Origin of the sequence: Niallia tiangongensis (assembly GCF_044704065.1) — a bacterium.
Taxonomy (GTDB): domain Bacteria; phylum Bacillota; class Bacilli; order Bacillales; family Cytobacillaceae; genus Niallia; species Niallia tiangongensis.
Window position 1 is genome coordinate 4973209 of record NZ_CP162613.1, and the last position, 12724, is coordinate 4985932.

The following is a 12724-nucleotide window of genomic DNA, read 5'->3' on the forward strand; positions in this document are numbered from 1 at the left end:
CATCTTTTACTTATTTTCCTTTATTTTATCTTAGTCATGTAGTTTTTTTAATATTTTTTGGAGTTTCTTGTGTTTTTTAGTGGAGTTTTAATTTTTAACAGAGACCAGAGCCTTTCCTTTCTTCAAACATGCTATTGTTTACTTAAATGGGAATGTCCCGTTTTTATCGTTTTTTAGAAAACGATTTTACCTTCATTTAGGATTACATGTGTAAGGATAGGGGAAATAAGAAGAATACAGATTTCATTTCCGAGAAATGAAAAAATCCTTGCATCGTGGCAAGGATTATTTGGGAGGGTCTTCTTTAATAAATTAAATTTATTACTTAGTTTTCTTTAGGCTTAATTCTCGTTTGTATTTCTCTAATTCTTTCGTAGTACAACGCACAAAGTGACCTGGAGTTACTTCTCTTAACTCTGCTGGCTCATTAGTATCATGTACAGATGGATCATAAGCAATTCTTGTACGCTCACGTTCATAACGTGGATCCGGAAGTGGAATTGCGGACAATAATGATTTTGTGTATGGGTGAATAGGATTTTCATAAAGCTCATCCGCTTCTGCAAGCTCAACCATATTCCCCATATACATAACACCAATGCGATCACTTATATATTTAACCATAGACAAATCATGGGCAATAAATAAATAAGTTAGTCCTCGTTCTTTTTGTAGCTTTTTCAAAAGGTTAACAACCTGCGCTTGAATAGAAACGTCAAGTGCAGAAATTGGCTCATCACAGATGATGAAATCTGGCTCTACAGCTAGTGCACGAGCAATCCCAATTCTTTGTCGTTGACCACCACTGAATTCATGTGGGAAGCGTGTAGCATGCTCTTTATTCAATCCAACGACTTCCAGTAATTCTTCTACTCTCTCTCGACGTTCTTCGGGCGTCTTTGCAAGCTTATGATTATCAATGCCTTCTGCAATAATATCCAGTACCGTCATACGCGGATTTAGAGAGGAATGAGGATCCTGGAAAATCATTTGCATTTTTCGGTTAAAATTGCGAAGCTCTGCCTTTGATTTTTTCCCGTGCACATCTTCACCATCAAATTTAACCTCTCCACCTGTTGCATCATAAAGACGGATAATGGTTCTACCTGTTGTAGATTTTCCACAACCAGATTCTCCAACAAGACCAAATGTTTCTCCTTTAAAAATATCAAAGGATACGCCATCCACCGCTTTAATGATTCTATCTCTACCTGCAGAAAAGTGCTTTTGCAAGTTTTTCACTTCTAATAATTTTTCTCTAGTCAACGTTTTTCACCGTCCTTGCGACCTGATTTGGAGAAACCAAGCATTCTTTGTTTAACCGATTCTGGTGGTTCAATTTTTGGAGCATCTTCATGTAATAACCAAGTTGCTGCATAATGTGTATCAGAAACTTTAAACATTGGTGGTTCCATCACTGTGTCAATTTCTAGTGCAAATTGATTTCTAGGCGCAAACGCGTCTCCTACTGGAGGCTTTAACATATTTGGTGGGCTTCCAGGTATAGCAAATAGTTCTTCATCCTTACTATCAAGTGTTGGCATTGATCCAATTAATCCCCAAGTATAAGGATGCTTTGGATTATAGAAAATATCATCTACAGTACCAATTTCAACAATTTTACCAGCATACATAACAGCTACGCGATCGGCAACATTTGCTACTACACCAAGGTCATGGGTAATAAAAATAATCGCACTATCCGTTTTCTTTTGAATGTCCTTCATCAATTCAAGGATTTGAGCCTGAATCGTAACATCAAGTGCTGTAGTTGGTTCGTCAGCAATTAAAATCTTAGGATTACACGCAAGCGCAATCGCTACAACCACACGTTGACGCATTCCTCCTGAAAATTGATGTGGAAATTGATTAATGCGAATTTCTGGCTGTGGAATACCAACTAATTCAAGTAGCTCGAGAGCACGTTTCTTTGCATCAGATTTATTCATATTTTGATGCTTGATTAGACCTTCCATGATTTGGTTCCCAATTTTCATTGTTGGATTCAAAGAAGACATTGGGTCTTGGAAAACCATTGAAATATCTTTTCCGCGAATTTTTTGCATTTCCTTCTTAGACTTTTTAACAAGATCTTCGCCCTCTAATAATATTTCTCCACTTTTAATGACACTTTGTGGTTCAGGAAGAAGTCTCATTAAAGCATTAGAAGTAACGGATTTACCAGAACCGGATTCCCCTACAATTGCTAGTGTTTCCCCTTTATTTAACTCAAAGCTAACACCGCGAACAGCTTGTACTTCACCGTTGTAGGTGTTAAATGATACTCTTAAATCTTTGACTTCTAATAATTTACTCATTTATAAACACCTACTCTCCTATTTATGCATTTTAGGGTCGAATGCATCACGCAAGCCATCACCTAATATATTGAATGCAATCATTAATACTGACAATACAGTCGCTGGGAAAACTAGTAAATAAGGATACAATCGTAAATTTGCAAATCCTAGTTCAATTAACGCACCTAATGAAGCATTTGGAGGTACAATACCTAAACCGATAAAGCTTAGAAATGCTTCGAAGAAAATCGCTCCAGGAATGGAGAACATCGTATTAACAATGATAATCCCAGTAATATTTGGAACTAAGTGTCTTCTAATAATCGTACCATTTGATGTTCCTAATGTTCTTGCTGCAAGTACAAATTCTTGATTTGTTAGTTTTAATACTTCTCCACGAACGATACGGGACATCCCTATCCATCCTGTAATGGCTAATGCAACAACAATGGAGACAATACCAGGCTGGAGAATCAGCATCATTAATAGAATAACTACTAGGTTTGGTATACCTACTAATATTTCTGCAATACGCTGTAATATGTTATCGACTCTTCCACCATAAAACCCAGAGACACCGCCATATGTTACCCCAATTAATAAATCAAGGATAGCTGCGACAAAGGCTATAATTAACGATACTCTTGTTCCTTCCCAAAGTCTTGTCCATTGGTCACGACCAAGTGTATCTGTACCAAACCAGAAGTAGGTATCATTCATATCTTTCGCTTCATAGATATGGAATGTTGCTCTTACTTCAGCTGAATTTCTTGAACCGTCGCCTTCTTCAAGAACTTTAATATCAACAAACTCTTCTGTGCTTTTATAACGAGCCATTGCTTTTGCAGTTGCATCTTCTACATCTGTGCCTTCATATCTACCTGCTAAAGTACCATTTAAGCCTAACCAAGAAACATTTTCTAACACTGGTACTCTTGGAGGAAGCTTTGCACGGGAAAGATCTTGACCATTATTGTCATAGTCATTCATATGCGGCCCAAAGATACTCAACAAGATTATCAATAGTATTATAAATATACTGACTATTGCAGGTTTATTTTTCAATAATGTTCTTCTTGCATCCTGACCAAAGGTCCTACTTGGAGCAGTTATTTTCTCACTAATATTCTCTTCTTGCTTAAGAGGTTTAAATAAATTTTTATCCATTTGATTAAGATTTTTTTTATCCATTTTATTTTTTTCCTCCTGCAATTCTAATTCTAGGATCAATTAATCCATATAGGAGGTCAATGATTAAAATTATGATAACAAATCCAAAGGCAAACAATAATGTTGTTCCCATAATTGTCGGATAATCATTTACAGTAACCGATGTAACAAATTGCTCTCCAATTCCAGGAATAGCAAAGATTTTCTCAATAACTAATGATCCTGTCATTAAGCCTACTGCCATAGGACCTATAACTGTAACTAAAGGTATCAAGGCATTTCGTAATCCATGCTTGAAGATAATTCCTGCTTCACTAACCCCTTTTGCACGAGCTGTCGTTATATAATTGGAATGTAGTACCTCTATCATTTCTGTTCTTGTGAACCTAGCAGCAACAGCTAGAGGAGATATTGCTAGTGCGATAGTTGGTAGAATCGTATATTCAAAACCGCCCCACAGCGCAACAGGGAGCAAATCCCATCTTACTGCAAAGAAATATTGTAATAGTCCTGCAAATACGAACGATGGAACCGATGTCCCGAGTACAGCTATAATGGTAGACGTATAATCGATTGGACCGTTCCTATAAATAGACGCTATTAAGCCCAGTAGAATTCCGACTACTGTCCCCAGCACTAATGCCTGTCCACCTAAAAGTGCAGACGGACCGATTTTTGCTGACAATATTTTTGTAACAGGAGTATTATCAAATGCAAATGATATACCTAAATCCCCTTGCACAAGCTTTCCTAAATAATTTACATATTGAACTGGAATCGGATCATTCAATCCATATTTTTCCAATATAATTGTTTTTTGTTCTTCACTTAATTTATCGTCAGCCTTCAACGGACTTCCTGGAAGGAACTTCATCAGGAAAAAGGAGACTGTTGCGATAATGAACAGTGTTATGAACATATACCATAATCGTCGAAGAAGATATCGAACCATCTGTGCACCTCCTAATTTTCTTTGTTTATTATAGCATAATAATTTATTTTTGCTATAATCAGAATTTTCCTACTCGAAAATACAAGAGAGTATATGCTATAAAAGCATACACTCCCTCTTCATTTCATAGCATCGAATTTTTCAAAAAAGCGAAATTATTCTGCAGCTCCTACACTAGTCCATTTGTATTCATAAGTTGGTCCAAATGGATTTTCGATTAAGCCTTGAATTTTTGGAGATGATAGGAATGCACCACCGCGTTGATACACAGGAGCAATTGCAGCATCTTCAAATAGGATTTTTTCAGCTTCTAAGAAGTTTTGGTAACGAGCTTCATTATCTGTAGCAAGAGTTGTAGTAGATTCTTCTAACAATTTATCGTACTCTGCATTTGAGTAACCCATTTTGTTATTTCCGCCATCTGTAATCCATAAGCTTAAGAAAGTATATGGATCAAGGTAGTCAGGACCCCAACCTGCTAATTGAAGATCATAATCTTGCTTAGTATCAGCATCTAAACGTTGTTCAAATGGTACTTGTTTCAGTGTTACTTTCAAACCAGGTAAGTTTGTTTGTAATTGGTTAGCAAGGTATTCATTCATAGTTTTTGATACATCTGTATCTCCGCCTAAGAATTCGATTTCTACTGAATCAGTTCCTAATTCTTCTAAACCTTTTTCCCAAAACTCTTTAGCAGCAGCAGTATCATAAGTTACAAGATCTCCACTAACTTCACGGAAATCACCACTACCATCTGGCATTGGAGTGAAATCAGCTGGTACTAAACCATTAGCAACGATAGAACCGTTGTTTAAGATTGTATTTACTAAAGCCTCTTTATCAAACGCACGGCTGATAGCTGCACGGATGTTTGTATTAGCAAGGGCTTCATTTCTAGTTTGGTTAATTTTCAAATAGAACACAGAGTTGTCAGCTTTGATTGTATAGTCTTCATCAGAAGAATATTGGTCAACTAAGTCTGAAGATAAACCAGTACGGTCTACTTCGCCTTTTTCGTAAAGGTCAACACTTGTTTGAGCATCTTTAACTACTACATAATTAATCGTTTCTAACTTAACTGAATCAGTATCCCAGTAAGTGTCGTTCTTAGCAAGATTCCATTTTTGAGCAGTACTTTCCCAGTTTTCTAATGTGAAAGGACCGTTTGCCAATAGATTTTCAGAGCTAGTAGCGAAAGCATCGCCTTTTTCTTCAACGAATTTTTGGTTCAACGGTAAGAATGTACCGAAAGAAGTTAAAGATTCGAAATATGGAGTTGGGTTTGCAAGTTCAACAACTAAAGTATAGTCGCCATCTGCTTTAACTCCTAATTCTTCTACTTTCTTTTCGCCTTGGCTGATTTCAGTAGCATTTTTGATTACGCCACCCATCATGTAAGGACCGTACTCAGAACCAGTATCAGGATTAACTGCACGTTGCCAAGCATATACGAAATCGTTAGCAGTTACAGGATCTCCGTTTGACCATTTTGCATCTTCACGTAACTTGAATGTCCAAGTTAAGCCATCTTCAGATACTTCATGGCTTTCAGCAATACCAGGTACAGCTTTAGCGCCTTCACCTAAACGGTATAGACCTTCCATAGTAGCACCCAAGAATTGGAAACCATATTCATCTGTTGCCATTGATGGATCCATTGAAGGAATCGCATCTCCGTTAATTAAGTTTAAAACTTGTTCAACATTTGTCTCTTCTGCTTGCTTATCTGTACCTTCAGACGCGTTATCATCGCCGCCAGAACACGCTGCTAAAAATACACTCAATATCAGTGTAAGTGAAAGCAGCCAAGTTAATTTTCGCTTCATTAAAAAAGACCCCCCATTGTTATATTATTCTGTAAATTACATCTAAAAAAGAAGCTAAAGAGAGTATACTATTATTCTAGTAGAGTTGTAAAGACTAAATATAGAGATAATTTCAAATATTGCTATAGCGTGCTGGAGTGTTTTTGCATAAAACCAACAAAGATAGCGCTTACTTTTATATTGAATTTCTAAAAATTTCTATAAAAAAAACAGAGAAATATATGGCAAAAGAACGGTTAATTGTAAATAATATCCATATCCCAATATACTTTTCTACCTTAAATTAGAAGATTGTTTTACTATTGTACAATTTTATAATAGGATATATTTACAATATTAGTCCTATATCTTCCTAGAAAACAGCACCCTTCCTATTGGATTAATTCACCCTCTTTCCAGTTTAACTAAGAAGTATCCACTCTTACTTAGTGACTATTTGATAGTATATAAGCCCCCGATTATAACAACATTTTATTGCCGTATAGCTTCCTAAAATGTACATTCTAAAAGAGTTAGGTTAAAATACGTTTATTCGTGTTACAAACATAATGAATCAATTTCATAAATTTAACGCTTAGAGTCTCAAGGTCTCAGAGACACAAAAAAAGGAGTACCTCCCCAAAATGTCGAATTTAGTAAGCACTACACAAACTAATAAGACTGGAGGAAGACTCCCTATGACTATTATACGACAAGGAAGCCTATTTGACCTACAAGAATTATATCATTTAGAACCTACCCAACGGTTTGAAGCTGTTTTTTCTACCATTGACATCGAACCGATCTTCGCTGTGGTAACGAAGAAATCGCGTTTTGGAAGGCCTGTTGGGCTAAACTATGCAGCGATGATTTATTCGCTCATCGCTAGAATTACGGAGCGAATTCCGTTTATTAAGGATTTAGTGAAACGGTTAAAATATGACATGATCTTTCGTCTCGACTGTGGGTTTTTAGTTTCAGACTCTATCCCCTCAGAAGCAGCTTATTCTAGAATGATTACTGTTCTTTGTGAATCCGATGTTCTTGAAAATGTGCAAGGAACACTGCTCCATCAAGCCATTTCAGAAGGCTTTGTGGAGGATGACACAGTTGCCATTGATGCCACGCATGTACTAGCCAAAGATGCAGCACCTCCAAAGGAAGAACAGCCAAAATCGGAACCGAAAAAACGTGGACGTAAATCAAAAGAAGAGCGTGAACAATGGCTTATCGAAAAAGCAGAACAGGAAGCCAACCTTCCACTTTATGACAAGAAAATAGAAGAACAACTAGATATTCCTCTGGATGAACTTCGAGCTGAAATTCCTCAAGATCCTCAATGGGGAATCAAGAAAAACAGCCAAGGAAAAAATGTTTTTTGGTATGGCTACAAAGCTCATTTAGCTGTAGGGACAAAGAGTCAGTATATCTTTCAATCTCTTCTATCTTCCGCTAATTTAAATGATGGAAAAGCTGCGATCCCTTTATTAAAAGGACTTCACGAACACGTTTTGTTTCCTTCATTACGTTATCAAACAATGGATGCAGGCTATGATTTTGAGGCGATTTATACCCAAATTCATCGAATGGGCCATCAATCTGTGATTGCTTATAATAAGCGGAATGAACCCGAACCTATTGGATTTGATAAGCACTTCGCCCCTACATGTGTTCGAGAGCATTCTTACCGTTACGATAGCTTTGATCATCAGTATGAAACATTAAAATATACACGTCCAAAAGAGTGTAAAGACTGTCCGTTAGCGAATGATGGTCTTTGCCAGAAAGTATACAAAGTAAAAATCACAACCGATCTTAGAAGATATACCGCACCAGCCCGTGGATCAAAAACTTGGAAAACCATCTTTAAACGACGTACAGCGGTTGAGCGAGTAAATGCCTATCTTAAAGGTTATTTCCAGCTCAATAATGTTCGTTATCGTACTGGGAAAAGAGCGAAAGTCCATTTTGATCTCGTAACGCTTGTTTACAATGCTTCCAAGTTAGGAGCAGATAGGATTAACCGTAAGTTAAGTAAGCAACAAGCAGCTTAAAAATTTTATAGGAGATAAAATTCTGTAAGTCTGTGTTTCTTTAAAAGCTCGAATTATGAAATTAACTCAATTAGTAAAGGTGAAAAATCATGCATAATAAAAAATGGTCTGTATTACTAATAAATATCTTCATAACGGGGATTCTTTTTTTTATTTTTTCTTCCGAATATTCTTTTGTTCATTATATTAATACCGTCTTTTATCTCTCTTTCTTTTATATCGTTGTTTTTCTATTTCTATATATTGCAAAAGGGGGATTTTTTGACGGGGTAACGTTCAGCTTCCGAAGGTTCCATCACGTTATTCTAAAAAATGATGATTATTTGGAAGAATGGAAGGAAAAACCTCTTCCATCTCAAAAATTTAACAAAAGACTTTACGCTGCCCTTAAATTTCAAGCATTACTTCTTTTGATTTATTTATTAATTTTGCTTTTCATTCACTATATTTAATACTGTTTTTATGGCCCCTATTCATTAGGAATTCTCCATTAACTCGGAGGAGATAATTATCTCCTCCGAGTTGTACCTTTATATAGTAACGTTTTTACTCTATGTTCTTATCAATTTTTAAAATGTAGGAATATTTATTCAATTACAACATTAAAATTGTATATATAGTGTTTTCCCATTATAATAGTGTTGTAAAAAAATTGAAATGAGGGGGATGTATCAATGAAATTGGAAGCGTTTCCACCCGTTAAAGGCAAGCATAACCTTGAAAACTATGAGGACTTGTACCAGCATTTCAAATGGGACCAAGCAGAAATGGAATTTTCTTGGCATCAGACTGAAAAAGTTAATCTGGCCTATGAAGCAATTGACCGTCATGCTGAAAACTACCGCGCCAACAAAGTAGCCCTCCACTATTTTCATCCATCAAGAAAAGAAACTTACACATTTAAAGACTTAAAGAAATTTTCAAATAAAGCTGGAAATGTTTTAAAGGAGGTAGGAAACGTAAAAAAAGGCGATCGCGTGTTTATTTTTATGCCTCGTTCACCAGAATTATATTTTGCCTTACTTGGAGCGATAAAATTAGGAGCAATCGTTGGTCCACTGTTTGAAGCATTTATGGAGGATGCCGTAAAAGACCGTCTCCATGATAGCGAAGCAAAAATAATCATTACTACACCTGAACTAGTAAATAGAATCCCACACACAGAATTACCTGCTTTAGAAACAATTTTTATTGTTGGAGAAGACATAAAAGAAGACGATAAAACAAAAGATTTTCTTCAGCATTTTCAAGCAGCTTCAATGGAATTGGACATTGAATGGGTCGATCGCAAGGATGGATTAATCCTTCACTATACTTCAGGTTCCACCGGAAAGCCAAAGGGTGTGCTTCATGTCCACAATGCGATGATTCAACACTATCAGACAGCAAAGTGGGTATTAGACTTGCAAGAAGATGACGTCTACTGGTGCACAGCTGATCCTGGATGGGTTACAGGTACTTCCTATGGCATTTTTGGACCATGGCTAACTGGCTCAACAAATGTTGTTGCAGGTGGTCGCTTTAGTCCTGATATATGGTATAAAACGATTGAAACATTTGGAGTGACCGTTTGGTACAGTGCACCTACCTCATTCCGGATGCTAATGGCAGCGGGTGAAGAGGTTACTGAAAAATATACCCTCTCCTCCTTGCGACATGTTCTAAGCGTCGGAGAACCTCTAAATCCGGAAGTAATCCGTTGGGGTCATGAAGTATTTGGACATCGCATTCATGATACTTGGTGGATGACTGAAACTGGAGCTCAGCTGATATGTAATTTACCTTGTATGGACATTAAGTTAGGCTCCATGGGGAAACCGCTTCCTGGGATAGAAGCAGTTATTCTAGACGATAGCGGGAATGTTTTGCCGCCAAACCAGATGGGGAATTTAGCCATTAAAAAAGGCTGGCCATCGATGATGCATACAATTTGGAACAATCAAGAAAAGTTCAATAGTTATTTTCAACATGATGAATGGTATGTTTCTGGTGATTCAGCTTATATGGATGAAGAAGGTTACTTCTGGTTTCAGGGCAGGGTAGACGATGTTATTATGACCGCTGGAGAAAGAGTTGGTCCATTCGAAGTGGAAAGCAAATTAATTGAATTTCCAGCAGTAGCAGAAGCTGGGGTTATTGGGAAACCTGATCCTATTAGAGGGGAAATTATTAAAGCCTTTATTGCGCTAATTGACGGCTATGAAGAAACAGATGAGTTAAAAGAAGAAATACGTTTATTCGTAAAAACAGGCTTGGCCGCTCATGCAGCTCCAAGAGAAATTGAATTCTGCGAAAAGCTTCCTAAAACCCGTAGTGGAAAAATAATGAGACGTGTTTTAAAGGCTTGGGAACTAGGACTCCCTACCGGGGATCTTTCTACAATGGAGGATTAAAATATCAAAATAATAGGAAATGAAGTGCTTCTTCCATCTCGAAATAGGAGTGCACTCCTTTCCTATTTTCTTTGCTAGAAAAGGAATATTTTTTCGATTTCATAAGTCTAAAAATTGGTGTTCCTCTCCTTTCTATGGCAAAATATAAATGGCTCGATATGATAAGAAAATTTTGCTATACGAAATTTTTAAAGCGTTTTCTATTAAGAGAAGGGACTGAGAAACGTGAGAACAATCAAACTAGGTAGCAGTAATTTAGAAGTGCCAGTAGTAGCGGTTGGCTGCATGCGTATTAACTCTTTAGAAAAAAAGGAAGCAGAGCAATTTGTACAAACTGCTTTAGAACAAGGCGCTAACTTCTTTGATCACGCAGATATTTATGGCGGCGGTGCTTGCGAAGAGATATTTGCAGATGCTATTCATATGTCTCCAAGTGTTCGCGAAAAGATTATTTTACAATCCAAATGTGGCATTCGCAAAGGAATGTTTGACTTTTCAAAAGAACATATCTTAAACTCCGTTGATGGAATTTTAAGCAGACTAAAAACAGAATACTTAGACACCCTTTTGCTTCATCGTCCCGATGCGTTAGTAGAACCAGAGGAAGTTGCAGAAGCATTCCATATTCTTGAGCAATCTGGAAAAGTTCGTCATTTTGGCGTTTCTAACCAAAATCCGATGCAAATACAACTATTGCAAAAATATGTGAAACAACCTCTTGTGGCTAACCAATTGCAATTAAGTATTACAAATGCCAATATGATTTCAAATGGAATCAATGTAAATATGGAGAATGACTCTGCGATTAGCCGCGATGGTAGTATTTTAGACTTCTGTCGCTTACATGATATAACAATCCAGCCTTGGTCCCCATTCCAATATGGTTTCTTTGAAGGGGTATTCCTTGAAAATGAGAAATTCCCTGAATTAAATCAACAAATAGATGAAATTGCTGAAAAGTATCAAGTTAGCAATACAACAATTGCCATTGCATGGTTATTGCGTCATCCTGCTAACATGCAACCGGTTATCGGAACAATGAATGTGGATCGTTTAATAGATTGCATAAAAGCAAGTGACGTTCTTTTAACTAGAGAAGAGTGGTACAGTATTTATCGCGCTGCCGGAAATATTTTGCCTTAATCTATTTCTTATTAATAGAATAAACCTTATTTAAAAATGCAAAAAACCTGTCAACCACTCAAAATAATGAGTGGTTAACAGGTTTTTTTATTATCGATTATCTACTTTTTCTGGGTACATATCATGGTTCATTAAACGGTGTGCTGCCATCTCTTCAAATTTAGTCCCTGGTTGTCCATAATTGCACCATGGGTCGATTGAAATTCCGCCACGTGGAGTGAATTTCCCCCAAACCTCGATATATCTTGGATCTAATAATTTGATTAAATCATTCATAATTATATTGACACAATCCTCATGAAAATCTCCATGATTTCGGAAACTAAATAAATATAATTTAAGGGATTTACTTTCCACTATTTTCTTATTTGGTATATAGGAAATATACATCGTTGCAAAGTCAGGTTGTCCCGTTATTGGACAAAGACTAGTGAACTCCGGACAATTAAATTTCACAAAATAATCTCTCTCAGAGTGAAGATTATCTACCGATTCTAACACCTCTGGTGCATAATCGCTTTTATATTGGGTATTTTGATTTCCTAATAAAGTTAAATCCGTTAATCCTTCTTCTTTCTTTCTTCCAGACATTTAAAACTCCTCCTTGTTTCGTGTTTCCCAACACTGCTTAAAAGAGAGGTATTTTACCTTACGCAGAAAACTAGCTGAATCAAACAAAAAAGCCACATCCTTATTATGGACATGGCATAGATTGCATGTATCCATAGTTTTTTATAGAGGGTATTCGCTATGAACCTCTCCCGCTTCAGTACGGGTATATCTTTTCTAACTATATAGAACCAGCAGAAATTCGTCAATTAGAAATTAATAAACTAATTGCTTCGTTCATAAGCCTTTTTTAAAATTTATTAACCTACAAGCCTGAATACAGATTCGCTTTCCACGG

10 protein-coding genes are annotated in these 12724 nt (G+C 36.6%); 4 read left to right on the plus strand and 6 right to left on the minus strand.

Going from position 1 to position 12724, the window contains the following annotated elements; translation table 11 throughout:
- Positions 1-321: 321 nt before the first annotated feature.
- The 5 genes from AB3U99_RS23495 to AB3U99_RS23515 all read right to left on the minus strand — a co-directional run bounded on the left by AB3U99_RS23495 (position 322) and on the right by AB3U99_RS23515 (position 6248).
- Positions 322-1266, minus strand: coding sequence for an ABC transporter ATP-binding protein (locus AB3U99_RS23495; RefSeq protein ID WP_400244350.1), 945 nt, complete (start codon positions 1264-1266; stop codon positions 322-324).
- A complete protein-coding gene (locus AB3U99_RS23500) occupies positions 1263-2318 on the minus strand; it encodes an ABC transporter ATP-binding protein (protein ID WP_400244352.1) in 1056 nt (351 codons plus the stop codon). Before AB3U99_RS23500 ends, AB3U99_RS23495 begins: the two co-directional genes overlap by 4 nt.
- An 18-nt stretch (positions 2319-2336) precedes the next feature.
- Positions 2337-3491, minus strand: a complete 1155-nt coding sequence (gene opp3C, locus AB3U99_RS23505) for an oligopeptide ABC transporter permease (RefSeq protein WP_400244354.1) — start codon at positions 3489-3491, stop codon at positions 2337-2339.
- Between the two features lies 1 nt (position 3492).
- Positions 3493-4422 (minus strand): oligopeptide ABC transporter permease, encoded by a 930-nt coding sequence (opp3b, locus tag AB3U99_RS23510; protein ID WP_400244356.1) that lies wholly within the window; start codon positions 4420-4422, stop codon positions 3493-3495.
- A 155-nt stretch (positions 4423-4577) separates the two neighbouring features.
- Entirely contained in the window at positions 4578-6248 is a 1671-nt protein-coding gene (locus tag AB3U99_RS23515; RefSeq protein WP_400244358.1) for an ABC transporter substrate-binding protein, read from the minus strand.
- A gap of 677 nt (positions 6249-6925) precedes the next feature.
- On the opposite strand from AB3U99_RS23515, the gene AB3U99_RS23520 reads away from it, so the two are divergent.
- The 4 genes from AB3U99_RS23520 (at position 6926) to AB3U99_RS23535 (ending at position 11817) form a co-directional block, all read left to right on the plus strand.
- Positions 6926-8281, plus strand: coding sequence for an IS1182 family transposase (locus AB3U99_RS23520; RefSeq protein WP_400243959.1), 1356 nt, complete (start codon positions 6926-6928; stop codon positions 8279-8281).
- A gap of 89 nt (positions 8282-8370) precedes the next feature.
- Complete coding sequence (locus AB3U99_RS23525) at positions 8371-8733, plus strand: DUF3899 domain-containing protein (RefSeq protein ID WP_400244360.1); 363 nt, start codon at positions 8371-8373, stop codon at positions 8731-8733.
- Between the two features lie 222 nt (positions 8734-8955).
- Positions 8956-10674 carry an acetate--CoA ligase gene (gene acsA, locus AB3U99_RS23530; protein WP_400244362.1) on the plus strand — a complete coding sequence of 573 codons (1719 nt, stop codon included), beginning with the start codon at positions 8956-8958 and terminating at the stop codon, positions 10672-10674.
- Between the two features lie 225 nt (positions 10675-10899).
- Positions 10900-11817 carry an aldo/keto reductase family oxidoreductase gene (locus tag AB3U99_RS23535; RefSeq protein ID WP_400244364.1) on the plus strand — a complete coding sequence of 306 codons (918 nt, stop codon included), beginning with the start codon at positions 10900-10902 and terminating at the stop codon, positions 11815-11817.
- A gap of 90 nt (positions 11818-11907) precedes the next feature.
- On the opposite strand, the gene queF is transcribed toward AB3U99_RS23535, so the two are convergent.
- A complete protein-coding gene (gene queF / locus AB3U99_RS23540) occupies positions 11908-12408 on the minus strand; it encodes a preQ(1) synthase (RefSeq protein WP_400244366.1) in 501 nt (166 codons plus the stop codon).
- Positions 12409-12724: the final 316 nt, after the last annotated feature.

Coding starts and splice junctions, on each gene's coding strand:
- AB3U99_RS23520 (WP_400243959.1), top strand. CDS start 6,926: ATGACTATTATACGACAAGGAAGCCTATTTGACCTACAAGAATTATAT.
- acsA (WP_400244362.1), top strand. CDS start 8,956: ATGAAATTGGAAGCGTTTCCACCCGTTAAAGGCAAGCATAACCTTGAA.
- opp3C (WP_400244354.1), bottom strand. CDS start 3,491: ATGGATAAAAAAAATCTTAATCAAATGGATAAAAATTTATTTAAACCT.
- queF (WP_400244366.1), bottom strand. CDS start 12,408: ATGTCTGGAAGAAAGAAAGAAGAAGGATTAACGGATTTAACTTTATTA.
- AB3U99_RS23500 (WP_400244352.1), bottom strand. CDS start 2,318: ATGAGTAAATTATTAGAAGTCAAAGATTTAAGAGTATCATTTAACACC.
- AB3U99_RS23525 (WP_400244360.1), top strand. CDS start 8,371: ATGCATAATAAAAAATGGTCTGTATTACTAATAAATATCTTCATAACG.
- AB3U99_RS23515 (WP_400244358.1), bottom strand. CDS start 6,248: ATGAAGCGAAAATTAACTTGGCTGCTTTCACTTACACTGATATTGAGT.
- opp3b (WP_400244356.1), bottom strand. CDS start 4,422: ATGGTTCGATATCTTCTTCGACGATTATGGTATATGTTCATAACACTG.